The organism is Reyranella sp. (assembly GCF_965279625.1).
Lineage (GTDB): Bacteria > Pseudomonadota > Alphaproteobacteria > Reyranellales > Reyranellaceae > Reyranella.
Genome location: NZ_OZ257251.1, coordinates 3,858,655 through 3,883,000 on the forward strand (window position 1 = coordinate 3,858,655; position 24,346 = coordinate 3,883,000).

25 protein-coding genes are annotated in these 24,346 nt (G+C 66.6%); 13 read left to right on the plus strand and 12 right to left on the minus strand.

Annotated features, from left to right (window positions below):
- Positions 1-75 precede the first annotated feature (75 nt).
- The 3 genes from ACQY78_RS18725 to ACQY78_RS18735 are packed head-to-tail and all read left to right on the plus strand — an operon-like array spanning position 76 to position 1,704.
- Positions 76-612, plus strand: coding sequence for an SRPBCC family protein (locus ACQY78_RS18725; RefSeq protein ID WP_428677517.1), 537 nt, complete (start codon positions 76-78; stop codon positions 610-612).
- Between the two features lie 25 nt (positions 613-637).
- On the plus strand, positions 638-1,270 hold the full coding sequence (locus ACQY78_RS18730; RefSeq protein ID WP_428677519.1) for a YceI family protein: 633 nt from the start codon (positions 638-640) through the stop codon (positions 1,268-1,270).
- A 14-nt stretch (positions 1,271-1,284) separates the two neighbouring features.
- The gene (locus tag ACQY78_RS18735; RefSeq protein WP_428677521.1) at positions 1,285-1,704 is read left to right on the plus strand and encodes a VOC family protein; all 420 of its coding nucleotides are present in this window, start codon (positions 1,285-1,287) and stop codon (positions 1,702-1,704) included.
- A 120-nt stretch (positions 1,705-1,824) separates the two neighbouring features.
- Here the strand turns inward: ACQY78_RS18735 and ACQY78_RS18740 are convergent, their stop codons facing one another.
- The 6 genes from ACQY78_RS18740 to ACQY78_RS18765 form a co-directional block, all read right to left on the minus strand.
- Positions 1,825-3,054, minus strand: a complete 1,230-nt coding sequence (locus ACQY78_RS18740; RefSeq protein WP_428677523.1) for a PLP-dependent aminotransferase family protein — start codon at positions 3,052-3,054, stop codon at positions 1,825-1,827.
- A gap of 70 nt (positions 3,055-3,124) precedes the next feature.
- On the minus strand, positions 3,125-4,747 hold the full coding sequence (locus ACQY78_RS18745; RefSeq protein ID WP_428677525.1) for an FMN-binding glutamate synthase family protein: 1,623 nt from the start codon (positions 4,745-4,747) through the stop codon (positions 3,125-3,127).
- 55 nt (positions 4,748-4,802) lie between these two features.
- Complete coding sequence (modC, locus tag ACQY78_RS18750; RefSeq protein WP_428677527.1) at positions 4,803-5,864, minus strand: molybdenum ABC transporter ATP-binding protein; 1,062 nt, start codon at positions 5,862-5,864, stop codon at positions 4,803-4,805.
- Positions 5,861-6,547 carry a molybdate ABC transporter permease subunit gene (gene modB, locus ACQY78_RS18755; RefSeq protein WP_428677528.1) on the minus strand — a complete coding sequence of 229 codons (687 nt, stop codon included), beginning with the start codon at positions 6,545-6,547 and terminating at the stop codon, positions 5,861-5,863. The genes modC and modB overlap by 4 nt, the downstream gene beginning before the upstream one ends.
- Positions 6,548-6,559: 12 nt before the next feature.
- The gene (locus ACQY78_RS18760; RefSeq protein WP_428677530.1) at positions 6,560-7,411 is read right to left on the minus strand and encodes a sulfite oxidase heme-binding subunit YedZ; all 852 of its coding nucleotides are present in this window, start codon (positions 7,409-7,411) and stop codon (positions 6,560-6,562) included.
- Positions 7,412-7,459: 48 nt separating this feature from the next.
- Entirely contained in the window at positions 7,460-8,140 is a 681-nt protein-coding gene (locus ACQY78_RS18765) for a hypothetical protein (protein WP_428677532.1), read from the minus strand.
- 514 nt (positions 8,141-8,654) lie between these two features.
- Here ACQY78_RS18765 and ACQY78_RS18770 point away from each other — a divergent pair.
- Positions 8,655-8,939: an acyl carrier protein gene (locus ACQY78_RS18770; protein WP_428677534.1), complete on the plus strand. Its 285-nt coding sequence runs from the start codon at positions 8,655-8,657 to the stop codon at positions 8,937-8,939.
- Between the two features lie 29 nt (positions 8,940-8,968).
- Here the strand turns inward: ACQY78_RS18770 and ACQY78_RS18775 are convergent, their stop codons facing one another.
- Positions 8,969-9,382, minus strand: a complete 414-nt coding sequence (locus ACQY78_RS18775) for a hypothetical protein (protein WP_428677536.1) — start codon at positions 9,380-9,382, stop codon at positions 8,969-8,971.
- 149 nt (positions 9,383-9,531) lie between these two features.
- Between ACQY78_RS18775 and ACQY78_RS18780 the strand changes: the two genes are divergently transcribed.
- A complete protein-coding gene (locus tag ACQY78_RS18780) occupies positions 9,532-9,939 on the plus strand; it encodes a CopG family transcriptional regulator (RefSeq protein ID WP_428677538.1) in 408 nt (135 codons plus the stop codon).
- A 54-nt stretch (positions 9,940-9,993) separates the two neighbouring features.
- Entirely contained in the window at positions 9,994-11,097 is a 1,104-nt protein-coding gene (locus ACQY78_RS18785; protein WP_428677540.1) for an extracellular catalytic domain type 1 short-chain-length polyhydroxyalkanoate depolymerase, read from the plus strand.
- A gap of 21 nt (positions 11,098-11,118) precedes the next feature.
- Here ACQY78_RS18785 and ACQY78_RS18790 read toward each other — a convergent pair whose 3' ends face one another.
- Positions 11,119-11,658, minus strand: a complete 540-nt coding sequence (locus ACQY78_RS18790; protein WP_428677542.1) for a hypothetical protein — start codon at positions 11,656-11,658, stop codon at positions 11,119-11,121.
- Positions 11,659-11,706: 48 nt separating this feature from the next.
- On the minus strand, positions 11,707-13,368 hold the full coding sequence (gene groL / locus ACQY78_RS18795; RefSeq protein WP_428677543.1) for a chaperonin GroEL: 1,662 nt from the start codon (positions 13,366-13,368) through the stop codon (positions 11,707-11,709).
- 179 nt (positions 13,369-13,547) lie between these two features.
- On the opposite strand from groL, the gene ACQY78_RS18800 reads away from it, so the two are divergent.
- The 3 genes from ACQY78_RS18800 to ACQY78_RS18810 all read left to right on the plus strand — a co-directional run bounded on the left by ACQY78_RS18800 (position 13,548) and on the right by ACQY78_RS18810 (position 16,295).
- Positions 13,548-14,201 (plus strand): Crp/Fnr family transcriptional regulator, encoded by a 654-nt coding sequence (locus ACQY78_RS18800; protein ID WP_428677545.1) that lies wholly within the window; start codon positions 13,548-13,550, stop codon positions 14,199-14,201.
- Positions 14,202-14,325: 124 nt separating this feature from the next.
- On the plus strand, positions 14,326-15,420 hold the full coding sequence (locus tag ACQY78_RS18805) for a sensor histidine kinase (protein WP_428677547.1): 1,095 nt from the start codon (positions 14,326-14,328) through the stop codon (positions 15,418-15,420).
- An 11-nt stretch (positions 15,421-15,431) separates the two neighbouring features.
- The gene (locus ACQY78_RS18810) at positions 15,432-16,295 is read left to right on the plus strand and encodes a transglutaminase family protein (RefSeq protein WP_428677549.1); all 864 of its coding nucleotides are present in this window, start codon (positions 15,432-15,434) and stop codon (positions 16,293-16,295) included.
- A 24-nt stretch (positions 16,296-16,319) separates the two neighbouring features.
- Here ACQY78_RS18810 and ACQY78_RS18815 read toward each other — a convergent pair whose 3' ends face one another.
- Positions 16,320-17,300 carry a hypothetical protein gene (locus ACQY78_RS18815; RefSeq protein ID WP_428677550.1) on the minus strand — a complete coding sequence of 327 codons (981 nt, stop codon included), beginning with the start codon at positions 17,298-17,300 and terminating at the stop codon, positions 16,320-16,322.
- 173 nt (positions 17,301-17,473) lie between these two features.
- Positions 17,474-17,725 carry a hypothetical protein gene (locus ACQY78_RS18820; RefSeq protein WP_428677552.1) on the minus strand — a complete coding sequence of 84 codons (252 nt, stop codon included), beginning with the start codon at positions 17,723-17,725 and terminating at the stop codon, positions 17,474-17,476.
- A 257-nt stretch (positions 17,726-17,982) separates the two neighbouring features.
- On the opposite strand from ACQY78_RS18820, the gene ACQY78_RS18825 reads away from it, so the two are divergent.
- The 4 genes from ACQY78_RS18825 (at position 17,983) to ACQY78_RS18840 (ending at position 23,623) form a co-directional block, all read left to right on the plus strand.
- Positions 17,983-19,167: a mandelate racemase/muconate lactonizing enzyme family protein gene (locus ACQY78_RS18825; protein WP_428677553.1), complete on the plus strand. Its 1,185-nt coding sequence runs from the start codon at positions 17,983-17,985 to the stop codon at positions 19,165-19,167.
- 13 nt (positions 19,168-19,180) lie between these two features.
- The gene (locus tag ACQY78_RS18830; RefSeq protein WP_428677555.1) at positions 19,181-19,819 is read left to right on the plus strand and encodes an NIPSNAP family protein; all 639 of its coding nucleotides are present in this window, start codon (positions 19,181-19,183) and stop codon (positions 19,817-19,819) included.
- A gap of 82 nt (positions 19,820-19,901) precedes the next feature.
- The gene (locus ACQY78_RS18835) at positions 19,902-22,232 is read left to right on the plus strand and encodes a xanthine dehydrogenase family protein molybdopterin-binding subunit (protein ID WP_428677557.1); all 2,331 of its coding nucleotides are present in this window, start codon (positions 19,902-19,904) and stop codon (positions 22,230-22,232) included.
- Positions 22,233-22,339: 107 nt separating this feature from the next.
- Entirely contained in the window at positions 22,340-23,623 is a 1,284-nt protein-coding gene (locus ACQY78_RS18840) for an IS1182 family transposase (protein WP_428677558.1), read from the plus strand.
- Positions 23,624-23,776: 153 nt separating this feature from the next.
- On the opposite strand, the gene ACQY78_RS18845 is transcribed toward ACQY78_RS18840, so the two are convergent.
- Positions 23,777-24,343 (minus strand): glutathione S-transferase family protein, encoded by a 567-nt coding sequence (locus ACQY78_RS18845; RefSeq protein WP_428677560.1) that lies wholly within the window; start codon positions 24,341-24,343, stop codon positions 23,777-23,779.
- Positions 24,344-24,346: the final 3 nt, after the last annotated feature.

The window sequence follows — 24,346 nt, forward strand, 5'->3', positions numbered from 1 at the left end:
CCATGGATCATTGACGACAGCTATCGTATCGCCTTAGGGTTAACTTAGTGGTTAACTAATGGTGGTGCGGGCCGAATGCGCAAGATCCTGACGATCGTTGGGGCCGTCGTCCTGGCGACCATTGCGGTGATCCTGGTCTATGCCTGGACGCGGCCCGATGCGTTTCGTGTCGAGCGTTCGACGGCAATGAACGCGCCGGCCGAGAAGATCTTTCCCTACATCGACGGGCTGAAGCGCTGGACCGAATGGTCACCCTACGAGGGCCGCGACCCGGCGATGAAGCGTACCTACAGCGGCGCCGAAAGCGGCAAGGGCGCCGTCTACGAATGGGACGGCAACGACCAAGTCGGCAAGGGCCGCATGGAGATCGTCGATTCGACGCCGCCGCACAGGGTGGTGATCAAGCTCGACTTCCTGAAGCCCTTCGAAGGTCACAACATGGCCGAGCTGACCGTGGAACCGAAGGGCGGCCAGACGATTGTCACCTGGGCGATGTACGGTCCCAGCACTTTCATGACCAAGCTGATCGGCACTTTCATGGACATGGACGACATGATCGGCCGGGATTTCGCGGCAGGACTGGCGAAGCTGAAGACCGTCGTCGAGAAGTGAAGTCACACTTATCGAGGAGGATCACATGAACCGCATGCTGCGCACGCTTGCTGTCGCTCTCGTGATGGGCTCGACGGCCGCGCTGGCCCAGACGCCGGCACCGGGCACCCTGCCGCCCGGAGTCTTCGCCGGCGAGCGCGACATCGCGCTGGCGACGGCCGGCACCTATACGCTCGACGAGCAGCACACCGCAGTCATCGTTCGCGTCTCCCATATCGGCTATTCGCAAAGCGTGTTCCGTTTCGACCGGGCCAAGGGCTCGCTCACCTGGGATCCGGCGTCGACCGAGAAATCGAAGCTCTCCGCCTCCGTCGAGACGGCCTCCATCACGACCAACGTGAAAGGCTTCGCCGAGGAACTGGCGGGCGAGAATTTCCTGAAGTCGAAGGCCTTCCCCGAAGCCACCTTCGTCTCGACGTCGTTCAAGCCCGTCGACAAGACGCGCGGCAAGGTCGAGGGACAGTTCACCTTGATGGGCAAGACCCGGCCCGTCACCTTCGACGTCGAGCTTGGCGGCGCGGGTAAGGGCTTCGAAGGCAAGCCGCGCATCGGCGTTCATGCCGTTGCGACGATCAACCCGCAGGACTACGGCCTGCCGTCGCTGTTCACCGACCCCATCCAGATCCAGATCGATACCGAGTTCGAGAAGAGCCAGTAACCGAGGAGGATGAAATGGCTGTGCAGCCCTATCTGTTTTTCAACGGCCGTTGCGACGAGGCGCTCGCCTTCTATCAGGAGAAGCTCGGCGCCAAGGTCGAGATGTTGATGCGCTTCAAGGAGAATCCCGATACCGCCGCGGCAGAACACGTGAAGGTCGATCCCGAGGCGGTGATGCATGCCAGCCTGCGGATCGGCGAGGCGATGATCATGTGCTCCGACGGCATGGCGAGCGACGGCAAGACGAACTTTCAGGGCTTCTCGCTCGCACTCGATGTCGCGACCGAAGCGGAGGCCGACAAGGCCTTCGCGGCGCTGGCCAAGGAGGGCCAGATCCAGATGCCGATCGGCAAGACGTTCTTCTCGCCACGCTTCGGCTGCGTCGCCGACAAGTTCGGCGTGTCGTGGATGGTGATGGTGCCGCAGGAGATGTGAGGCCTAAGCCTCGCAATGGAGCGCGCCACTCCAGTGGCGCTCAAGCTTCGTCGCTGGACAAAGGATGAGCGCCACTGGAGTTGCGCGCTCCATTGATCGTTTCCGATTACGAAGGAAGAATTACTTCTTCTCGACGTTGGATGAGCGCAGGGGGACGCCGAATTCGCGGCGGCAGACGTCGGCCAGGACCTCGACGCCCTTGCGGATCGTCTCGGGGTCGGGATTGGCGAAGCAGAGCCGCAGGCGCGAGCGGGCATATTCCTTGTTGGTCGACCATTCCGGACCGGGATTGAGCGAGACGCCGGCGGCCAGCGCTGCCTGGGCGAGCTTGGTCGTGTCGACCTGGTCGGGCAGCTTGATCCAGAGGTAGATGCCGCCCTCGGGATCGCCGAACTCGGCGGCGGTGCCGAACTGCTCGGCCAGCGCCTCACGCAGGACCTGCAGCTTGGCCGCCAGGGTCTTGTTGAGCTTCGGCACGTGGTTGGCGAAATGCTGCGTGCAGAACTCCGCCAGCACCATCTGCTCGAGCGCGCCCGAACCCGCGTCCTGCTTGAGGCCGAGGATGCGGCCGAGAATGTCCCACTTGGCCACGATGTAGCCGACCCGCAGCGCCGGCGCGATCGACTTGGAGAAGGAGCCGATGAAGATGACGCCTTCGCCCCTGGCCATGGCGTAGAGCGAGCGCGGGCGCTTGCCGCTCCAGATCAGGTCGGAATAGCACTCGTCCTCGAAGATCATGACGCCGTACTCGGCGGCGATCTTCAGCAGCTCGGCGCGGCGCGCCTCGCCCATGATGGCGCCGGTTGGATTCTGCACCGTCGGGATCGTGTAAATGTACTTGGGCTTGATGCCCTTCTGCTTCAGCTCCTCGAGTTTCTGCTTCAGCACGTCGAGCCGCAGGCCCTCGCCATCGAGCGGGATGCCGATCACGTTGGCGCCGAGCTTGTTCAGCTTGGTGAGCGCGCCGCCATAGGTCTCCTGCTCGATGATGACGGTGTCGCCCCGCGTCACGAGCAGGCTGTTGATCAGGTCGAGGCCCTGCATCGAGCCCGAGGTGATCAGGATCTCGTCCGAGGCGCACTCGATGCCGGCATGGTCCTTGAGCTTGGCCGAGAGGAACTCCCGCAGCGGCTTGTAGCCCAGAGGTCCGCTGTTCAGGCCGTAGGTCGCGAGCGTGGCGCCCTCGCGCTTCAGGACCGCCGTCGCCGCGGCGATCAGCGCGTCCACGGGCACGTTGCCGGCGTCGTTGTGGCCGCCGATGAAGTTGTACTTCGGGAATCCGTTCCACTTGGCGGCGGGTGCGGGTGTGCCGGGCGCCAGCAGCGGCGCAAAATCGAACGGAGCGGTCATGGTCGTTTCCTCTTTTGGTTGGCCAATTGCTGGGCCAACCAACGAGGATTCGCAACAATTTTGCGCCGGGTCAGGCCGTCGCGCGGAACGAATCGGTGTGGGCCATGTCCCAGGCCCGCCGCCACCTCTTGTCGCTGGTGCCCGACACCAGTTCACCCTCTGCCAGCGCCGGATAGAGGTCGGCATAGGTCGCCACGACGCTCGGGGAGACGCGGCGGGAGATATGGATGGGCTTGAAGTCGGTCGGGTGGTCGAGGCCCGCGGCGGCGGTGAGCTCGGCCAGCTCATGCAGGGTGGCGCGGTGGAAATTCACCACGCGCTCCATCTTGTCCGGCACGACCAGCGCGCGCTGGCGCGTCGGGTCCTGCGTCGCCACGCCGGTGGGGCAGCGGTCGGTGTGGCAGGACTGCGACTGGATACAGCCGACGGCGAACATGAAGCCGCGCGCCGAATTGCACCAGTCGGCCCCCAGCGCCATCGCCCGGATGATGTCGAAGGCAGTGATGATCTTGCCGGCGACGCCGATCTTGATCCGATGGCGGGCGCCGATTCCCACCAGGGCGTTGTGTACGAGATGCAGCCCCTGCCGCATCGGCTTGCCGACATGGTCGAGGAACTCCATCGGTGCGGCGCCGGTGCCGCCCTCCTTGCCGTCGACGACGATGAAGTCGGGATAGATGCCGGTCTCCAGCATCGCCTTGCAGATCGCCAGGAATTCCCATTCGTGACCGACGCAGAGCTTGAAGCCGGCCGGCTTGCCGCCCGAGAGGCGGCGCATCTCGGCGATGAACTGCATCATCTCGATGGGGGTCGAGAAGGCGGTGTGGTGCGACGGCGAGATGCAGTCGACGCCGACCGGCACGCCGCGCGTCAGGGCGATCTCCTCGCTGACCTTGGGGGCCGGCAGCACGCCGCCATGGCCGGGCTTGGCGCCCTGGCTGAGCTTCAGCTCGACCATCTTGACCTGCGGGTTGGCCGCTCCGGCGGCGAACCGCTCGGCGGAGAAGGTGCCGTCGGGGTTGCGGGCGCCGAAATAGCCGGAGCCGATCTCCCAGATGATGTCGCCGCCGCCCTCGCGGTGATAGGGGCTGTAGCCGCCCTCACCGGTATCGTGCGCGAAGCCGCCGAGCTTGGCGCCGCCGTTCAGGGCGCGGATGGCGTTGGCGCTGAGCGATCCGAAGCTCATCGCCGAGATGTTGAAGATCGACGCCGAATAGGGCTGGGTGCAGTCGGGCCCGCCGATGGAGATGCGGAACGGCTCCCGGCTGACCGGCGTGGGCGAGATCGAGTGCGTCATCCACTCGTAGCCTTCGGCGTAGACGTCGTAGTTGGTGCCGAAGGGCCGCACGTCCAGCACCAGCTTGGCGCGCTGATAGACGATGGCGCGCCGGTCGCGGGGAAACGGCAGACCGTCCTTCTCGCCCTCGAAGAAATACTGGCGCATCTCGGGCCGGATCGCCTCGAAGATGAAGCGCATGTGCGCCGCGATGGGGTAGTTGCGCAGCACCGCGTGTTTGGTCTGGAAATAGTCGTAGAGGCCGACGAGGGCCATGAAGAGGGCAAGGACGAACCCGACGCCGATCCACCACGAGCGGGGATCGACGGCCCAGGCGATGCCCAGCAGGACGGCGAATGTCGTCGCCAGCGTCCAGGTGATGAATCGCGGCGTAAGCGGCAGCGGCATCGATTTCATTCGGATTCCTCAGGCTTCATTGGCGGGCCGGGTGCCCACCGTCACTCTATCGCACTTAACTGCGTTCGAATGACACGCTCTTGACGACCGCGTAAACCGGTCGCCCGGGGACGAGGGCCAGCCGATCGACCGATTTGGCGGTCAGCCGGGCCACCAGGACGGCGCCGTTGCAGTCCAGGCGAATATCGGCCTGCGCACGGGTCGTCGGGGAAATCGAAGCAATGCGCCCGGCCAGCACGTTCAGCGCGCTGATGTCCACGGGCGGCTGCAGGCTGAGCATCACATCGCGGGAGCGGATATAGGCACGGACCGGCGCGCCGACCGGCGCATCGAGGCGCGGCACCTGCAGCTCGCCCGCGGCGCTTTCCAGCACCGAGAGGTGGAACGTCTCGTCGTGGCGGACGATCCTCGCGTCCAGCACTGCGCCGCCATCGCCGGCGTCGGCCATCGGCAGGATGTCCTGGACCGTCCCGACCGCCGTCACCGCACCCTCGGCCATGATCACCACCGTCGTGGCGAGCCGGGCCACCTCGGCAACCGAGTGGCTGACATAGAGGAGGGGGACTCCGGCTTCGTCGCGCAGCCGCTCGATGTAGGGCAGGATCTCGGCGCGCCGCGCTTCGTCGAGCGAGGCGAGGGGCTCGTCCATCAGGAGCAGCCTCGGCCGCGCGAGCAGGGCCCGGCCGATGGCGACACGCTGCTTCTCGCCGCCCGACAGCGAGTCCGGATGGCGCTCCAGCAGATGGCCGATGCCCAGCAGTTCGACCACCGACCCGAGATCGGCCGTCGCGCCGCCGCTGCCGCGCGCGAACCAGCGCCCATAGAGCAGGTTGCGCCGCACGCTGAGATGCGGGAACAGGCGGCTGTCCTGAAAGACGTAGCCGATGCGCCTTTTGTGCGCGGGCACGAAGAGGCCGCGTTCGGTGTCGACGAGGGTCTGACCGTCGATCGTGACGCGACCGCGATCGGGGCGGATCAGCCCGCCGACGATGCTGACCAGGCTGGTCTTGCCGGAGCCCGAGCGGCCGAACAGGGCCGTCAGTCCCGGCGCGGCCGTGAAGCGGGCCGTGAGCCTGAAGGCGCCGCGCTTGTGGTCGATGTCGACCTCGAGGCTCATACCGTCTGCCGCCGTGCGCCGATACGCTTGGCCAGGAGCTCCGATCCCAGCAGCGCGAGCATGGAGATGGCGATCGACACCAGGGTGAGCCGCATCGCGGCGGCGTCGCCGCCCGGCACCTGGGTCAGGGTGTAGATCAAGGCCGGCAGCGTCTGCGTCTCGCCCGGTATGTTGGACACGAAGGTGATGGTGGCGCCGAACTCACCCATCGACTTGGCAAAGGCCAGGATCGCGCCGGCGATGATGCCGGGCAGGCAGAGCGGCAGCGTGACCGTGGCGAAGACCCAGAGCGGGTTGGCGCCCAGGGTGCCCGCGGCCGCTTCGAGGCGCTGGTCGACCGCCTCGATGGACAGGCGGATGGCGCGCACCAGCAGCGGAAAGCCCATGACGGCGCAGGCCAGCGCCGCCCCGGTCCAGCGGAAGGAGAAGACGATGCCGAACTCCTCGGCGAGGAAGACGCCGATCGGTCCGCGCCGGCCGAAGGACAGGAGCAGCAGGTAGCCGGTGACGACCGGCGGCATGATGAGCGGCAGGTGGACCAGCGTGTCGAGCAGGCTTTTGCCCCAGAAGCGCCCGCGCGCCAGCAGCCAGGCGATGGCGATGCCGAACGGCAGGCTGCAGAGCGTCGCCGTCGTGGCGATCAGGAGGCTCAGCCGTACGGCCGTCCATTCGTCCGGAGTCATGTCCTCTTCCGATCAGGAAGGCGATATAGTCCTTCGGATATAGCGCTGCGTCCAGAGCCCGGTCGCCGCAGCGAGTCCGCGGCGCAGCGCGACCAGCACGATCACCAGCAGGGAGACGGCCAGCACCTTCTGCGCCGGGCGCGGCACCAGCTCGGGATCGAGGTTGGCGGCCAGCACGCGCATCGGATCGATCTTGTTTACCAGCCCGTACCAGGACGCCTCGAAGCCGGCCGTGACCAGCGTGGCGGCGGCGGCCAGGAGGAACAGGCCCGCGAAGCCCGTGCGCAGCCGCACGGGCAGCACGCGCCACAGCATCAGCCAGACGAACAGGCCGGCGGCGAAGGCGGCCTCGCCGATCTTGACCTTGGACTGGATGAAGAAATGCAGAAGCGCCAGCGCGACGGCCGGATAGACCAGCCAGTGCAGGCGCTTCCAGTTGCGCTTCAGCCGCTTCTGCCAGCCATTGGTCGAGGTGATCGCCAGCGCCACCAAAGCGAGGAGGGCCACGAAACCGATGGTCAGATAGAAGCGCTTCACGATCTCCGTGGCGACGACGATCAGGTTCCATTTCTGGTCGAGCACGTAGATCAGAAGATGGGCGACGGCATAGAGCGCGGCCGCGACGCCGACCCTGCGCCGGACATGGATCAGCGGCAACCAGTCGAAGACCGCGCGCGCCGGCGTCAGCGCCAGCGAGACCAGGAGGAACGCGACCGCCCAGTCGCCGGTGGCATGCGTGGCGAGCGTCACGGGGCGTGGATCGAGATCGGCGGTGTACCAGCGCCAGGCCAGATCCACGGCGGGCAGGCAGAGGGCGACCAGCGTCGCGAGCCTCAGCCAGAAGATGATACGCTGATTGGACACGCGAGCGACCCTATTCGATTGCGCGATCAACAGCGGGTCAAAGATACGTCATCGCTGGTTGCCGAACAGGAATCGCCAGGTGGCGATCGCGGGCGCCGCCTCGACCCCGAACGGCCGGAGCCGCGACGTCGTGAACAGGGAGCGCGCGGCCGCGCCGACGGCTGCAGGGTCGGCGCCCTCGATCAGAACGACCCATTCGGACTCGTCGGCCCTGGGATGATCCATGCTCTTGTCCTGTAGAGGCGCGTGCATCACCTCGAGGTCGTTCTCGCCGACCGCCGCGCCCAGCACGCCCGGCCGCGCGATCAGCTTCGGCAGGACCTGCGTGGACAGGAAGTCGACCAGCGCCTTGCGGCGGCGCGGATCGGGCACGAAGCGCACCGTCGCCAGCGCGGCGCCCACGCCATGCGTCTGGTCGACCTGGATGCGCAGCGTCAGCCGCTTGAAATGGGTGAAGCGCGCCATCACCGACTGGCTCCACGGCGTCTGGTTGTCCAGCGTCTGCAGATAGTTCGGCGTGCCCAGGATGGCGACGGTGTCGCATTCGTAGACGGCGAGATACCTCGGCGTGCCGCGCACCGCGGCGTAGCGCCGGCCGCGATGGAATCCCGGCAGGTTCACACGATCGTCGATATGTTCGCGATTGTACCATTCGTTGTAGTCGCGCTCGTCCCGCGCCGACACGTCGGTGAACGTGAGCAGCATTCCCTTGCCGAGGAGAGGCATCATAATTCCTGTCGTGGAGGCTCCAGACGCCCACGAAATGTAGCACTTTGCCGAGACGCAGTTATCTCTTTCATGGCCATTCGCACGGTCCCCGGGAGAGGGGGAGCCATGGCCAAACGCTTTCTCGACACTGATCGGTACGGCGTGTAAGCAGGGCTACCATCGCCCACTTATACTCTGGCCCGCGATGGCTGAGAGAGGCATGTGCTCCCGCCCTCACCGGAGGAGCGCACTCATGAATCACTGGTACGATCCGCCTTTTTTGCTGCCCGTCATGCTTGCGGTTCTGATCGTCTCTTACGCCCTGCTGCGGACACCCGCGGGCGTTTCCTGACACGAAGCACTGGGCGACTGGCTATTTGCCCCATGGACCCTGGAAGATTGCAGCGGAATTAGTCGGCATTTTTCTGGCTGCCGCTGCAGCCGATGCGAGCGGAGCCCGTTGAGCGTCTTGCATAGTTCTTGGCGTGATCGCGTTGCGCATTGCCCCGCCAGCTGAACCAACTTGAGGTTCGCCATGATGATCTCCGGAACACAAACTCCTGCAGTCCACACGCCCGGACCCGAAGCCCTGCCGGCTCAGGTACGCGAGATCGTCGGGAGTATCCTCGGCATCTCGCCCGACAAGGCGCGCGGCGATGTCGCCCTGGTCGCCGACCTCGGGGCGACCAGCCTCGACTTCGTCGAACTGGTGATGGCGGTCGAGGACAGGTTCGGTGTCGAAATCTCCGACACGGAAGCCGACAGGCTGGTCACCGTCGACGACGTCGTCGCTCTCGTCGACCGGACTCGAACGAAGTAGGCACTCCCGCGGGCGCCCACCAGGCGTCTTCAGGCGCGATGTCTCAAATAGTTCAGCGCGACCAGCGCGAGCACGAGACCCCCGGCTGCCCAGAACCGCCAGCTCAGGAAGATCCGGGACCCAAGAGGCGGCGGTGCGCGATGGTTCAGCGGCGGCAGTGTGTCGACGATGCGCCGGGCAGCGCCCGCGGCGTCGCCGAGGGCCCAGCGCGTGTCGGGCAGGTTGACGAAGGTCGCCGCCAGGGATTGGGCCGCCTCGGCGCGCGGTAGCACCGCCAGGCGCGCCGCCTCCTCCCACGGATCGATTCCAATGCGGGTCAATGCCGTGAGGACGGTGATGTCCTCCCCGCTGTTCTGGGCGTCGCGCGTTTCGGTGCCGACGATGGTGAAGAGAAAGGCCGTATAGCGGGCCCGGCTCAGCGCATAGTCGGGGCGAACGGTCATGGGCTCCTGGGGCGGTAGGGAGCGCAAGGGCAGCGTGCGCTCGCCCTACATGGGGATGGGCGACCCGCCAGGCCACGTTTTTGTGGGCCTTGTAACGCGCCTCCCTGCCATCCATATACCATCCACCTGGATGGTGCATGGATGTCAAAATGAGCGGCGCTGGAAGCAAGCCCCCCGAAACCGAGAAAATCACGACGAACCTCGGTTTGGTCGATCTGGGCCAAATCGATCTTCTGGTGCGCGAAGGCTTCTATTCGAACCGGACCGATTTCATCCGCACAGCCATTCGCGGCCAGCTCGACCGTCATGGCGATGCGGTGAAGCAGCTCGTCAGCCGGCGGAAGCTCGAACTGGGATTGCGGACCTACAGCCGGCAGGAGCTGGAAGCGGTCCGTGACGCCGGCGAACGACTGGACATCCAGGTCCTGGGCCTGGCGGTCATCGCCCCCGACGTATCGGTTGACCTGGCGAGGGCCACCATCGGCTCGCTCCAGATCCTCGGAGCGCTCCACGCGAGCGACGAAGTGAAGAAAGCCCTCGAAGACCGCATGCGCTAGCTGCACGACCTTCTCCAAGAGTCCTTTTGCTCAAAGCGTAAGAGAGTACCCCCTATGACCTCACATCGTGCCGACATGTTCGAGGCGCTGCGCCTCACCCGCGAAGGCAAGCTCGTCGAAGCGATGACCGTCCTGAGGGGAGGTTCTCCCGAGGCCAGCCCCGCAGACATCCAGAGACAGCAAGGCCACCGCGCCGCGCCGCCCCGCGCGCCGTTTGTCGATCTCGTCCCGCCTTCCGATTCGATGGGGGCATGGAGCAACGCCGCCGCCCCCGAAAGCGACATCCGCACGGCAAAGCCCGCCGGAACGTCGTCCTTCCGGTATCACGCCGTTCGGGATGCGGCCGGCAGCCGCCGTTTCAAACTCTACAGTCCGGCGGGCTATACGGGGCAACCCCTGCCATTGATCGTGATGCTTCACGGATGCACGCAGTCACCGGATGACTTCGCCGCGGGCACGCGCATGAATGCGCTGGCCGAGCAGCAGAAGTTCTTCGTGGCCTATCCGGAGCAGCCCAGGTCGGCGAACCCGAACAAGTGCTGGAACTGGTTCAATGAAGGCGACCAGCGCCGTGACGCGGGAGAGCCTCTCCTGATCGCCGCGCTCACGCGGCAGATCCTGCGCGACCACGCCGTCGACGAGGAGAGGGTCTACGTGGCGGGCCTGTCCGCGGGCGGCGCGGCGGCGGCGATCCTGGGTGCCACCTATCCCGACCTCTATGCCGCCGTCGGCATTCACTCGGGACTGGCCTGCGGCGCGGCGCGCGACATGCCCGGCGCCTTCGCGGCGATGCGGCAGGGAGCGCCCGCAGCCCAACGCCTCGCCCGCAACGAACGAGTGGTTCCGACCATCGTCTTTCACGGCGATCGCGACACGACCGTCAGTCCCGTCAACGGCGATCAGGCGATCGAACAGGCCTCGGGCGGGGCCGGTGTTCGCACGCGCGTGTCACGCGGAGAGACCGCGACCGGCATCGCCTTCACCCGCACGACGAGACACGATGGCCAGGATCGCTGCATCGGCGAGCAATGGGTCCTGCAGGGAATCGGTCACGCCTGGTCGGGCGGAAGCGGAGACGGTTCCTTCACCGATCCGAGGGGCCCCGACGCCAGCGCCGAGTTCGTGCGGTTCTTCCTGCAGCATCGACTGTCGGCGTGAGGCGCCTCGAACCTTCCGCCCTCAGGAGCCCTGCTGGGTCTCGCGTCCCTCGGATTCGAGGTTCCGGGTGGGCGTGAGCTGCACGATCAGGAAATAGAACACGAGGGCGAGTGCGCCCCATACCAGCCAGGTCCAGGGACTGGCCTTGGCTTTCGGGATGGCGACACGTGCCGCTTTCGCGGCTGTGCCGCTCTCCGGTGTCTCAGCCTTCCGGTTCGCCTTCGTCCCGGCGAGCGAGGCGACGCGGGCCTCTTTGGTCTGCGGGATGTCGGCGACGGCGCCCTCTGGCAGAAGCGACACCAGGCGGGCGGCGCTCTCCGCCGCCTCGCTTGCCGGGGCCGTCCGGTCGGGCAGCCGCAGGATGGTAGCCGCCAGCGCCTCGGCCGCGGCACCGCGCGGCAGGGCCGCCAGACGCGCCGCCTCCTGCCACGGATCGATGCCAAGCCGCGACAGGGCCGAGAGCACGGTGACCTCGGTCCCCGACGCATCCGGGCCCAGCGAGCCGAACAGGAACTCGTTGTAGGCGGAGTGGCCGAGTGAATATTCCGGACGCAGGGTCATCGGGCCTCCGGGCCAGGGGGTCTTTGTTCGTGAGCGCGAGAGCACGGGCTAGAAGCCCATGCCCCCCATGCCGCCGCCACCCATTCCACCCATGCCGCCGCCGCCCATGCCACCGGCACCGCCGCCCGCATCGGGCAACTCGGCGATCATGGCCTCGGTGGTGACGAGCAGGCCGGCTACGGACGCGGCGCCCTGCAGCGCGGTGCGGACGATCTTCACCGGGTCGATGATACCGGCCTTGATCATGTCGCCATACTCGCCCTTCTGAGCGTCGAAGCCGAAGTTGGCGTCCTTCTGCTCGAGCATGTGGCCGGCGATTACCGCGCCGTCATGCCCGGCATTCTGGGCGATCTGGCGTACCGGCGCCTGCAGCGCGCGGCGCACGATGTCGATGCCGGCCTGCTGGTCGGGATTGGCGCCGCGACAGTCCTTGAGCGCGCGGGTGGCGTAGAGCAGCGCAGCGCCGCCGCCGGCGACCACGCCCTCTTCGACCGCCGCCTTGGTCGCGTGCATGGCGTCGTCGACGCGATCCTTCTTCTCCTTGACCGCGAACTCCGAGCCGCCGCCCACCTTGATGATGGCGACGCCGCCCGCGAGCTTGGCCAGCCGCTCCTGCAGCTTCTCACGGTCGTAGTCGGACTCGACCTTGTCGACCTGGGCACGAATCTGCGCCACGCGGGATTCGATGTCCTTCTTCTTGCCGGCGCCGTCGATGATGGTGGTGTTGTCCTTGTCGATGTGGACGCGCTTGGCGGTGCCCAGCATCGCCAGCGTCACGCCCTCGAGCTTGGTGCCGAGATCCTCGGAGATCTCCTGCGCCGCCGTGAGGATCGCGATGTCGCCCAGCATGTCCTTGCGCCGGTCGCCGAAGCCCGGTGCCTTGACGGCCGCGACCTTGAGACCGCCGCGCAGCTTGTTGACCACCAGGGTGGCCAGCACCTCGGCGTCGATGTCTTCGGCGATGATCAGCAGCGGCCTGCCCGACTGCGCCACCAGCTCGAGCAGCGGCAGCACGGTCGAGAGGCCCGAAAGCTTCTTGTCGTGGATCAGGATGTAGGGGTTCTCGAGCTCGCAGCTCATCTTGGCGGCATTGGTCACGAAGTAGGGCGAGAGGTAGCCGCGGTCGAACTGCATGCCCTCGACGATCTCGAGCTCGGAGTGGAGCGTCGTGGCCTCCTCGATGGTGATCACGCCCTCGTTGCCCACCTTCTTCATGGCCTCGGCGATCATCTTGCCGATGGTCTTGTCGCCGTTCGCCGACACGGTGCCGACCTGCGCGATCTCCTCGCTGGTCGAGACCTTGCGGGCGCGACGCTTCAGCTCCTCGATCACCCAGTCGGCAGCGAGGTCAATGCCGCGCTTGAGGTCCATCGGGCTCATGCCGGCGGCGACCGATCTCAGGCCTTCGCGTGCGATCGCCTGCGCGAGCACGGTGGCGGTGGTGGTGCCGTCGCCCGCCGAATCCGAGGTGCGGGTGGCGACCTCGCGGACGAGTTGTGCGCCCATGTTCTCGAAGCGGTCGGTGAACTCGATCTCCTTGGCGACGGTGACGCCGTCCTTGGTGATTCGCGGCGCGCCGTAGGATTTGGCCAGCACGACGTTGCGGCCCTTGGGGCCGAGCGTCACCTTCACGGAATCGGCCAGCATGTCGACCCCGCGCATCATGCGCGTGCGCGCGTCGCCGCCGAAGCGGACTTCCTTAGCGGACATGGCGTATCGCCCCCGAGAGGTGTTCTGAAATGGTCGGTCTGACGGCAGACCTGAGGGCCGCGGTGCGGCGCTCCCTCCTAGATGGGGTCGTTGGGCTGCAATAGCCAGCGATTAATCGGACAGGCTATGTCTGAAAGACTACATATGACGGCCGGGGGGGCCACGAAACAGGAGGCTCCATGGCCCGCAAAGCCGCAGACCGATTCGATCCCAAGGCCTTCCTGGCGACGGTGAGCCGCGGCCGGACGGTGAACGAGCATCGCAAGAATGGCGTGATCTTCCGGCAGGCCATGCCGTCCGATGCGGTGTTCTATGTACTGCGCGGCCGGGTGAAGCTGGTCGTCACCTCCAAGCAGGGCAAGGAGGCGGTGGTCGGGATAATGGGGCCCGGCGAGTTCTTCGGCGAAGGCTCCCTGATCGGGCAGCCGCTCAGGCTCGCGACGGCCAAGGCACTGGTCGACTGCGAAGTCACGCGGGTCGACAAGAACGAGATGCTGCGCGTGCTGCACGACGAGCCGGCCTTCGGCGAACTTTTCATGAAGCATCTGCTGACGCGCAACAGCCGGGTCGAGGAAGACCTGGTCGACCAGCTCTTCAACTCCAGCGAGAAGCGGCTGGCCCGGACGCTGTTGCTGCTGGCGAATTTCGGCAAGGACGGCGGGCCACAGCCGATCATCACCAGGATCAGCCAGGAGACGCTGGCCGAGATCATCGGCACGACCCGTCCGCGGGTCAGCCATTTCATGAACAAGTTCAGGAAGCTGGGCTTCATCTCCTACAACGGCCATCTGCAGGTCCACAGCTCGCTGCTCAGCGTGCTGCTGCAGGAGTAGGCAGCGGGCGCGGGCCATCGCCGACTGGTCACTATTGGACAGACTCCCGCTGCAGCGCAGCATAGGGTGCGACGGTATCGCGGCAGGGGATTTTTCCCGCGATGCTCGCCGGGGGGCGCATTTCATGCTGCATCTCGTCCCGCCCACACAGGGCCCAACATCGCAAGACCCGTCTCTGGTTCCGGCGCGCCGTCCGGACATCGAAGCTGCGCGGCTCGCCGCGCTGGAGGCCTACGGCATCCTCGACACCGTGGCGGAGCCCGCCTTCGACCGGATCACGGAGATGGCCGCAGACCTCTTCAACGCGCCGATCGCGCTGCTGGGCTTCACCGGCCATTCCAACGTCTTCTTCAAGTCGCATCACGGGCTGACGGCAAGCCATGCGCCGCGCGGGGCGGACCCGTCCCAGCCGGCGCTGGCGCCGTGGATTCGCAGCGAATTCAGGCAAGGCTTCCATGTCGAGGTGCCGCTGTACAGTTCCGATGGCTACGAAATCGGAATGCTGTGCGTGATCGACCGCCGGCCGCGTCGGATCGAGGAGCCGCAGGTCCGCCGGCTGCGCGCGCTGGGCGGCGTCGTGACCGACCTGCTGGCGCAGCGGCTCGCCGCGCGGCGCGCGCTGGCCCAGGCGGAGATCACCACCAGCGAGGTCGATCACCGCGCGATGAACAGTCTTCAGTTCGTGGCGAGCCTGCTGCAGCTGCAGAGCCGTGCGTCGAACTCGCCCGAGGTGACGCAGCAGCTGCGCGCTGCCGCCAACCGCGTGCTCGCTGTGGCGCGCGTGCACCGGACCTTCTCGACCCAGGAAACCGCCGGTCGCGTGCCGATCGTGGCCCATCTCCGCCGGCTCTGCGAGGAGCTGTCGACCAGCGTCGGCAGCGAGATCAAGCTCGAGGGCGCCGACGAAGTCGACGTGCCGAAGGAGCAGGTGCTGCCGATCGGCCTGATCGTCAACGAGCTGGCCACCAATGCGCGCAAGCATGCCGGCGACCCGATCACGATCACTTTCCACGGGCTGGCAGAAGGAGCCTACGAGCTCTGCGTGCTCGACGAGGGGCCAGGCCTGCCCGCGGGCTTCGATGTCGCGGCGCCGTCAGGTCTCGGCCTCGGTATGAAGGTCGTGAACGCGCTGGTGGGCCAGTTGCAGGGCAGGCTCACGGCGTATGCCAATCCGGTCGGCCGTGGCTCATGCTTCAAGGTCACGTTCCCGGTCGGCTGACGAAGGTTCATTTGCTCACCCTCAGGATTCGCCACCGCACCACCTATCTCTATCACGCGCCCGTCCGGCTGGGACCGCACCGGCTGATGTTGCGGCCGCGCGAGAGCCGTGAGCTGCGGCTGGTGTCGCACGAGGTCACGGTGACGCCGGCGGCCAGCGTCACCTGGGCGCATGACGTGTTCGGCAATGCCGTGGCGACGGCGGGCTTCGAGGGTCTCACCGACCGGCTGGTGGTCGACAGCGAGGCGGCGCTCACGCTGGGCGTCGATCCTTGGCCGGTGTTCGACATCGCCGCCGTCGCGGTCAGATACCCCTTCGCCTATACCAGCGCCGACTGGACGGACCTCGGCGCGCTGGTGGTGCCGCAATATGCCGATCCGGATCGCAAACTGTTGGCCTGGGCGAAGGGGTTCGTGCGCAGCGATCCGACCGACACGCTGTCGCTCCTGAAGGACCTCAGCTCGGGCGTTGCCGAGCAGATCCGGTACCAGAGCCGCGAGACCGAGGGCACGCAATCTCCGCTCGAAACCCTGGCGCGCGGGCTGGGCTCCTGCCGCGACCTCGCCGTGCTGTTCGTCGAGGCGGCACGCTGCCTGCGCTTCGGCGCGCGGCTCTGCTCGGGCTATCTGTTCAGGCCGGACCGCGCGACCGGCAACTATGAGGCCGACTCCACCCATGCCTGGGCCGAGGTCTATGTGCCGGGCGCCGGCTGGATCACCTTCGATCCCACCAACCGCAGCGTCGGCGGGAGCAACCTGATCCCGGTCGCGGTGGCGCGCGAGATCTGGCAGGTGACGCCGGTGTCGGGCGACTTCATCGGTGCCAGCGATTCCTATCGTGGCCTCTGGGTCGATCTCAGCGTGACGCCTCTCTGAAGGTGGCGTCGCGCGAGGCCGCGATCAGGGCGCCTTGCGCGCCTTCTCGCCGACGACGATGCGGATGGCGGCGTCGGTCGGGCTGGGGGTCTGCGGACCGTTGAGCGTGCCGCGAAACCGGCCCCAGTTCGCCGGCCAGTCTCCCTTGCTGGCGCTGAAGCCGGCGGCACCCAGGGCGTCCACCAGGGCGGCGGCGGCTTCATGCGTGGCCGGGTCGCTGCCATCCCGGACCAGCACGACGACGCCGAAAATCCCGGCCACCCCGCCCCACGTCCAGGTTTCCGGCAACCAGCCGGCCTGGCCGAGATCGGCGGAAATCGTCGCGCCGATGGCAGGTGCGTCGGATATCTGGCCCAGCAGGAACAGGGCGGCCTTGGTCCCGGCGTAGCGTTGAAGGCTCGCGACGAAGGGCGACGGCGGTGGCGGGGCCGGCTCTGCGGGCGCGGGAGGATGCGCTTCCGTTGCCTTCTGGGGCTGTGGCTCCTCGACCGCCTCCGGCGCGCGCGTCGTCGCATCCCTGACGAGCTTGCCCAGGTCGGCGAGGCGACGCCGGATCTCGGCGGCATCGAACAGCGGGTTCCGCGAGGTCTCGGGGGCGGGGGCGCTCTCGCGCGGCAACCGGGCGGCTCGCTCGGTCGCCTCCCGCGCGGCCTGCTCGAACGCCGCGGCCCGCTCCCGCGCCGCTGTCACCTCCTGCTCGAGCGTCGCCGTCCGACCCTGCGCCGTGGCGATTTCGCGTTCGAGGGTGGCCAGCTTTTCGCGCGCCGCCGATGCTTCGCGCTCGTGCTCGGCGGCCTGGCTTTCCAGGCCTCTGTAGCGATCGAGTGCCGACTGTTCGTGAGCGCGCACGGCGCCGCTGTAGCGGAAAGACAGGAAGGTCGTGATGCCCAGCGCCGACACGGCCAGGAGGGTGGCGACAAGGCTCACGATCATGGCCTTGTCCATGATCGAGGCCCATCCCCGAAGCTGATCGATGTCCATGTTCACCGGCTTGTTGGAGCGCATGCCAAGCCCGTGCCCTTCTCGCCCTCGATTAACAATCGGCGAATCGCCGCCCGGCGGTGAATTGCCGTGACAAATCGGAGGCATAGCCCGCGCCTGCCTTATCCATGCTCCGGGCTCTTCCGGCGGACGCAGGCGGCGTGTGGCGTTGCTCTTCGGACGGCAGAGCTGCCTGTCTAGCCGCGCCGGCCCTGGAGGACGGCAGCCCGGCCTTCTTCCTTGAGCCGAACCGTATCAGCGGCGAGCTGTGTCCATCCACGTCGCACGCAATCCTTGGCGATCGCCTCCACCTCGAAGAAGCCGAGACGCATGCGTGACGCGACGGTATCGAGCATCCGCCAGGCGCCGGGCACCATGCCGGACGTTTCTTCCGCGAGAGCGGCGCAGAAGTCCCGCGCACGGTTGTCCGGAACGGAAGGCGTAGACATGGACCACTCCTGGGCTGCTCACGACGGCTGCGGTTTTCAGCGCCCGGATGCGTTCGGCTTCGTGGGGCGCTGCGTCACCCTATGTCAGATCGGAGAGACTGCCGTCGACACTCTTCCTCGCGATATCCACATCACTTGTCGCCGGCGATGTCGCGGCCTGCCTGCGGGAGCCGGACAGGTGGAATTCGCGAAGATCAGGATACTCCGAAGGCGCAGCGGCCTGGTCTATGCTCGGGACTCTTCGGGAGGAAAAAATCATGAAAATTGCCAGGATCGAAGATCTTCACTGCGACGCCGGCTGGCGCGACTTCTCCTTTCTCAAGGTCACGACCGATGACGGGCTGGTCGGCTGGTCCGAGTACAATGAAGGCTATGGCAGCGCCGGCCTCACCGCCGTGATCCGGCGCATGGCGCAGGGGCTGATCGGCCAGGATCCGCGTCCCATCGAGCGCATCATGTCGACGCTCTATGCCGTCACCCGCCAGGCGCCGGGCGGCATCAACCAGCAGGCGATGGCCGCCATCGAGAATGCGCTGATCGACGTGAAGGCCAAGGCGCTGGGCATCCCCGTCTGCGAGCTGTTTGGCGGGCCGGTGCGCGATCGCCTACCGCTCTACTGGTCGCATTGCGGCAGCTACCGGTTCCGCAATGCCGAGGTCATGGGTGTCGAACCGGTGCGCTCGCTCGACGATCTGGTGAAGCTCGGCAAGCATGTGAAGGAGCGGGGCTTCAAGGCGCTGAAGACCAACATCTTCCGCTTCGATCTCGATCCGCCGAACATGTACCAGCCGGGCTTCGGGCGCAGTCCCGGCGGGCCGGAGCTGAACGCCGACGGCGCCGTGCTGGGCGCGATCTCCGACGGGCTGGCGGCCTTCCGCCAGGGCGCCGGTCACGAGATGGGCATCCTTCTCGACACCAACTTCAACTTCAAGACCGAGGGCTACATCAAGGTCGCGCGGGCCTGCGAGCCCTACAATCTCTTCTGGATGGAGATCGATTCCTACGATCCCGAGGGGCTGCGCCTGATCCGCGACCGCGCCTCGATGCCGATCGCCTCCTGCGAATCGCTGTTCGGACGGCGCCAGTTCCGGCCCTTCTTCGAGAACCGCTCGATCGACGTGTCGATCATCGACGTGCCGTGGAACGGGCTCGCGGAGTCTCTGAAGATCGCGTCCATGGCCGAGGCCTATGAGATCAACTGCGCGCCGCACAATTTTTACGGTCAGATGTCGACCCTGATGAGCGCCCATCTCTGCGCCGCCATGCCCAACTTCCGCATCATGGAAATCGATATCGACGACGTGCCGTGGAAGGACGATCTGGTGACTCACCCGCCGGTGATCCAGAATGGCGAACTGATCGTGCCCACCCGGCCCGGCTGGGGTGCCGACATCAACGAGGAGGCGGTCAAGGCGCATCCGCCGAAGAACCCGCCTCCCTGAGAGGACTGAAGACATGGTCTACGAGTTTCGCACCTACACGCTGGCGCCCGGCAAGATGCCGGAATATCTCAAGGCCGCCGAGACGATCGGCCGCCCGGCCCGCGGCAACAATTACGGCGTCAACCACGGCTACTGGACGTCGGAGTTCGGCGCGCTGAACCAGATCTGGCATCTGTGGAAGTACGACAGCTTCGAGGAGCGCACGCGCCTGCGCACCGAGCTGCAGAAGAACAAGGACTGGACCGAGAAGTACCTGCCGATCGTGCGGACCTGCGTGGTCCGTCAGGACCTGCGCCTGATGAACCCCGTGGTCGACATCAAGCCGGACGACGGCACCACCGGCAACATCTACGAGCTGCGCATCTACCGCTGCGGCCTGGGTGGCGCGGTGCAGTACGGCAAGGACTTCAAGGAAGTCCAGGCGGCGCGCGAGAAGTACTCGCCGATCTGGGGCGCCTGGACGGGCGAGTTCCCGCAGCCCAACGAGTGGATCCATCTCTGGCGCTACAAGAACCTGCAGGAGCGCTTCGAGGCCCGCGCCGCGGCCATGAAGGATCCGGCGTGGCAGGCCTATCTCGCCAAGGGCCCGGCCAAGCTGCAGGAGATGCATTCCACCCTGCTGCTGCCGACCAACTACTCGCCGCTGAAGTAGAACAAACGAAACAAACGAAACGACCTCAGCCCGGGGAGCGATCCCCGGGCTGATGTGGCTTGGAAATTGCGAGGATCGGCGCATGGACACGTTCGACGACAGTCTTGCCTTCGTGAAGTTCGGCGTCGGCCAGCCAGTGACGCGCAAGGAGGATCCGATCCTCCTGCGCGGCGAGGGCCGCTACACCGACGACATCAATCTGCCGGGCCAGGCTTATGCGGTGATGGTGCGCAGCCGTAACGCGCATGGCCTGCTGAAGGGCATCGACACGTCCGAGGCCAAGAGCCTGCCGGGCGTGCTGATGATCCTCACCGCCGCCGATCTCGACGAGGCGGGCTTCGGCCCGCTGGTGTGTCCGCTCAACATCCCGCAGCGCGACGGTACGCCGATGAAGACGCCGCCGCGCTGGTCGCTGGCGAAGGACAAGGTGCGTTTCGTCGGCGAGGTCGTGGCGATGGTCGTCGCGGAAACGGCGGTCCAGGCCAAGGATGCCGCGGAAGCCGTGATGCTCGACATCGAGGAACTGCCGGCCGTAACCAGCCCCGAAGCGGCGCTGGCCGATGGCGCGCCGCAAATCCATGACGATGCGCCGGGCAACCTCGTGCTCGATTTCCATTTCGGCAATGCCGAGGCCGTTGCCAAGGGCTTCGCCGAAGCCGCGCACGTCACGCGGCTCGAGATCGATTCCCAGCGCATCGTCGTCAACGCCATGGAGCCGCGCTCGGCGATCGGCTCCTACGATACCGCGAAGGACCGCTGGGTGCTGAACGTCGGCTGCCAGGGCGTGTTCGGGCTGCGCGGCGGCCTCGCCAAGGATGTGCTCAAGGTCACGCCGGACAAGCTGCATGTGCTCACCGGCAATGTCGGCGGTTCGTTCGGCATGAAGGCGCCGCCCTATCCGGAATATGGGCCGCTGCTGCTGGCGGCGAAGAAGCTCGGCCGTCCGGTGAAGTGGACCGACGAGCGTTCCGAGAGCTTCCTGTCGGATCATCATGGTCGCGATCACGAGCGCGTCGCCGAGCTGGCGCTCGACAAGGACGGAAAGTTCCTCGCGGTGCGGCTCACCGGCTACGGCAATGCCGGCGCCTACATCTATCCGCCGATGCCGGCCACGACGAATGCGGTGAAGAACCTGATCGACGTCTATAGGACGCCGGCCATGGAGGTGAATTCCAAGATCGTCTTCACCAACTGCACACCGATCGCGGCCTATCGCGGCGCCGGCCGTCCCGAAGGCAACTATTTCATGGAGCGCCTGATCGACACGGCCGCCCGCGAGATGGGCATCGACGGCATCGAGTTGCGGCGGCGCAATCACATCGCGCCGGAGCAGATGCCGTACAAGTCGCCAGCCAACAATCTCTACGATTCGGGAGAGTTCCGCGCCATCCTCGACGAGACGCTGCAGATCTCCGACTGGGACGGCTTTGCGACCCGCAAGGAAGAGAGTGCCAAGCGCGGCAAGCTGCGCGGCCGCGGCGTCGGCAGCTATCTCGAAGTGACGGCGCCGGCCGGCAAGGAACATGGCGGCATCCGCTTCGAGCCCGATGGTTCCGTCACCATGCTGAGCGGCACGCTCGACTACGGCCAGGGCCATGCCTCTTCCTTCGCCCAGGTGCTGACCGGCCTGCTGGGCATTCCCTTCGAACGTTTCAAGTTGCTGCAGGGCGACAGCGACCAGCTCAAGGCGGGCGGCGGCACCGGCGGTTCGCGCTCGGCACTGGTGGGCGCGGAAGCTTTCCTCGAGGCCAGCCGCAAGGTGATCGACCAGGGCAAGCAGATCGCCGCGCATGTGCTCGAAGCGTCGGTCGCCGACATGGAATTCGACAAGGGCCGCTTCAAGATCGCCGGCACCGATCGCAGCATCGGCATCCTCGAGCTGGCGCAGAAGCTGCGCGACGGCCTCGCGCTGCCGGATGACGTGCCGCAGACGCTCGATGTCGCGCATGTCTCCGACACGCCGCCTTCGTCGTTCCCCAACGGCTGTCACGTCTGCGAGGTCGAGATCGATCCCGAGACGGGCACGATCGAGCTGGTGCGCTACTTCATGGTCAACGACTTCGGCACGGTCATCAATCCGCTGCTGGTCGAGGGCCAGGCCCATGGCGGCGTCGTGCAGGGGCTCGGCCAGGCCATCATGGAGCGCACCGTCTACGACGAGCAGGGTCAGCTGCTGACCGGCTCCTTCACCGACTATGCCCTGCCGCGGGCGCAGGACGCGCCGAGCTTCACGATCCAGAGCCATCCCGTACCGGCCAAGACCAATACGCTCGGCGTCAAAGGCTGCGGCGAGGCGGGCTGCGCGGGCGCGCTGCCGTCGATCATGAACGCCATCGTCGATGCGCTGGGCGGGAAGCACATCGACATGCCGGCCACGCCGGAGAAGGTGTGGCGGGCGCTGAACGGCGGTTAGCGACGAAGCCGCTCAACGGAGCGCGCCACTGGAGAGCGTGTGAAGAAATCTCTGGCGGCGGTGGTCGATTTTTGATTCGCTGAAGGCCTCCTTAGAGGGAGGGTTGGATGGCGAAGGGCAGGCCGGCGGGGTTGCGTCTGGAGACGGCGGAGCGGGGGCAGGTGGAGTTCCGGCAGGGTTGTCTGGACGACCTTCTGTCGCTGGATCACCGTGCGCGGCAGGTTTGGGACTATGTCGAGGGTCTGGACCTGTCGCGGTTGTACGCCCGCGTGCAGACGACGGTGTCGTCGAGCGGCCGTCCTGCGATCGATCCGGCGATCCTGGTGTCGTTATGGCTTTACGCGACGCTCGAAGGTGTGGGCAGCGCGCGGTTGTTGGACCGTCTGTGCCAGTCGGATGCGGCCTATCGGTGGCTGCTCGGCGGGGTGACGGTGAACTACCACACCTTGTCGGACTTCCGGGCCGGTGCGGGTCCGGTGCTGAACAGGCTTCTGTCGAGTTCGATGGCGGGGCTGATCTCCTCGGGTGCGGTGCAGGTCGACACGCTGGCGGTCGACGGCATGAAGCTTCAGGCGGCGGCGAACCGCGGCACGTTCCGCCGCAGCGAGCGTCTGGCGATGCTGGAGAGGGCGGCGTACGAAGTGCTCGAGCGAATGGCGGTAGAGGTCGACGAAGACCCCGTGGCGGCGCAGCGCCGGACGCTGGCCCGCCGCCTGTCGGCGGCGCAGGAGCGGGTCCGGCGGCTTGCGAAGGCTCGCGAGGCGCAAGCCGAGATCGAGCGCCAGCGTGAGGAGCAAAGGCAGAAGCAGCGCCGCAAGGAGAGGCCCCAGGACCCCGATAAGGAGGCTCGCGCCTCGACCGTCGATCCCGAGGCGCGGCTCATGAAGATGGCCGACGGCAGCGTGCGGCTGGCCTACAACGTGCAGTTCACGACGGCGGCCAAGGGCGCTCACATCGTCGGCGTCCGTGTCACCGACCGAGGTTCCGATTATGGCCTGCTGGAGCCGGCCCTGAACGAGATCGAGCAGCGCTATGGCGTGAAACCAACGCGATTGCTGGCCGACGGCGGCTACACGAGCAAGAGCGACATCGAGAAGGTGCATGCGCTGGGCGTCGAGCTGTTCAGTCCGCTCCCGAAAAGCAAGGGCGATCCGGCGGCCCCGAAGCGGGGCGACGAGGCGGGGACCATCGCCTGGAGGCGGCGCATGGCCAGCGACGAGGCGATGGCGATCTATCGAAGGCGCTTTGCCACCGAGCGGCCTCATGCCCACATGCGCAACCACGGCCTGCGACAGTTGCTGGTGCGCGGCAGGGAGAAGGTCGAGGCGATCGTGCTCTGGCACGTCCATGCCTTCAACTTCCTCCAGCTCAAATGCCCCCGGAGTGCCTAAGCAAGGCGCTTCGAAGGCCTGCTGCCCTCAACCACGCCTCGGGCTGATCCAGAAACCGACCAACGCCACGGCGCCATACCCTCAAATACTGATCCCCAGCATCCAGAGAGAATAACTTCACACTCTCTGGAGTGGCGCGCTCCAAAGAGGCGCTTAGCCCTTCGCCTCGACCTCGATCGTCTTCTTGACGGCGGGGCGCTCCAGCATGCGGGCGTGGTGGGCTTCGAGTGCGGGGAACTCGCCCGGCTTGCGCTCGAGCTGGTCGCGGAAGCGCCAGTAGACGCGGAACAGATGGATGTCGGCGATCGAATAGCGATCGCCCAGGATCCACGTCCGGTCGCCCAGGCGCTTGTCGGCCACGGCATAGAGGTCGCGGGCTTCCGCGACGCCCTGGCGGATCGCCGGATGGATCGTCGAGGCGACATAGGACATCCATGAGATGACCTGCGCCTCTGCTTCGATGTCGCTCGCCGGCAGCAGCCCGGCCGCAGGATAGGTGCGCGCGAGGTAGTAAAGAATGCCGGCCACCTCGGTGAGCGGACGACCGTCGATCATCAGCACAGGAACCTTGCCCGCCGGATTGACGGCAAGGAATTTGGCTTCGCGCGTTTCCTTGCGCGGCACCGAGACCGCGTGCTTGTCGAACGGGGCGCCCACTTCATGAAGGGCGATGTGGGCGGCCATGGAGCTGGAGCCGGGCGAGTAAAACAGGGTGAGCATGGT

Bases quoted from the DNA above. Each gene is read 5' to 3' on its own strand.
- ACQY78_RS18740 (WP_428677523.1), bottom strand. From the start codon at position 3,054: ATGACCGCTCCGTTCGATTTTGCGCCGCTGCTGGCGCCCGGCACACCC.
- ACQY78_RS18785 (WP_428677540.1), top strand. From the start codon at position 9,994: ATGACCTCACATCGTGCCGACATGTTCGAGGCGCTGCGCCTCACCCGC.
- ACQY78_RS18815 (WP_428677550.1), bottom strand. From the start codon at position 17,300: ATGCGCTCCAACAAGCCGGTGAACATGGACATCGATCAGCTTCGGGGA.
- ACQY78_RS18840 (WP_428677558.1), top strand. From the start codon at position 22,340: ATGGCGAAGGGCAGGCCGGCGGGGTTGCGTCTGGAGACGGCGGAGCGG.
- ACQY78_RS18765 (WP_428677532.1), bottom strand. From the start codon at position 8,140: ATGATGCCTCTCCTCGGCAAGGGAATGCTGCTCACGTTCACCGACGTG.
- ACQY78_RS18820 (WP_428677552.1), bottom strand. From the start codon at position 17,725: ATGTCTACGCCTTCCGTTCCGGACAACCGTGCGCGGGACTTCTGCGCC.
- ACQY78_RS18830 (WP_428677555.1), top strand. From the start codon at position 19,181: ATGGTCTACGAGTTTCGCACCTACACGCTGGCGCCCGGCAAGATGCCG.
- ACQY78_RS18745 (WP_428677525.1), bottom strand. From the start codon at position 4,747: ATGAAATCGATGCCGCTGCCGCTTACGCCGCGATTCATCACCTGGACG.
- groL (WP_428677543.1), bottom strand. From the start codon at position 13,368: ATGTCCGCTAAGGAAGTCCGCTTCGGCGGCGACGCGCGCACGCGCATG.
- ACQY78_RS18790 (WP_428677542.1), bottom strand. From the start codon at position 11,658: ATGACCCTGCGTCCGGAATATTCACTCGGCCACTCCGCCTACAACGAG.
- ACQY78_RS18800 (WP_428677545.1), top strand. From the start codon at position 13,548: ATGGCCCGCAAAGCCGCAGACCGATTCGATCCCAAGGCCTTCCTGGCG.
- ACQY78_RS18725 (WP_428677517.1), top strand. From the start codon at position 76: ATGCGCAAGATCCTGACGATCGTTGGGGCCGTCGTCCTGGCGACCATT.
- ACQY78_RS18730 (WP_428677519.1), top strand. From the start codon at position 638: ATGAACCGCATGCTGCGCACGCTTGCTGTCGCTCTCGTGATGGGCTCG.
- ACQY78_RS18845 (WP_428677560.1), bottom strand. From the start codon at position 24,343: ATGCTCACCCTGTTTTACTCGCCCGGCTCCAGCTCCATGGCCGCCCAC.
- ACQY78_RS18825 (WP_428677553.1), top strand. From the start codon at position 17,983: ATGAAAATTGCCAGGATCGAAGATCTTCACTGCGACGCCGGCTGGCGC.
- ACQY78_RS18835 (WP_428677557.1), top strand. From the start codon at position 19,902: ATGGACACGTTCGACGACAGTCTTGCCTTCGTGAAGTTCGGCGTCGGC.
- modB (WP_428677528.1), bottom strand. From the start codon at position 6,547: ATGACTCCGGACGAATGGACGGCCGTACGGCTGAGCCTCCTGATCGCC.
- ACQY78_RS18805 (WP_428677547.1), top strand. From the start codon at position 14,326: ATGCTGCATCTCGTCCCGCCCACACAGGGCCCAACATCGCAAGACCCG.
- ACQY78_RS18775 (WP_428677536.1), bottom strand. From the start codon at position 9,382: ATGACCGTTCGCCCCGACTATGCGCTGAGCCGGGCCCGCTATACGGCC.
- ACQY78_RS18770 (WP_428677534.1), top strand. From the start codon at position 8,655: ATGATGATCTCCGGAACACAAACTCCTGCAGTCCACACGCCCGGACCC.
- ACQY78_RS18780 (WP_428677538.1), top strand. From the start codon at position 9,532: ATGAGCGGCGCTGGAAGCAAGCCCCCCGAAACCGAGAAAATCACGACG.
- ACQY78_RS18735 (WP_428677521.1), top strand. From the start codon at position 1,285: ATGGCTGTGCAGCCCTATCTGTTTTTCAACGGCCGTTGCGACGAGGCG.
- modC (WP_428677527.1), bottom strand. From the start codon at position 5,864: ATGAGCCTCGAGGTCGACATCGACCACAAGCGCGGCGCCTTCAGGCTC.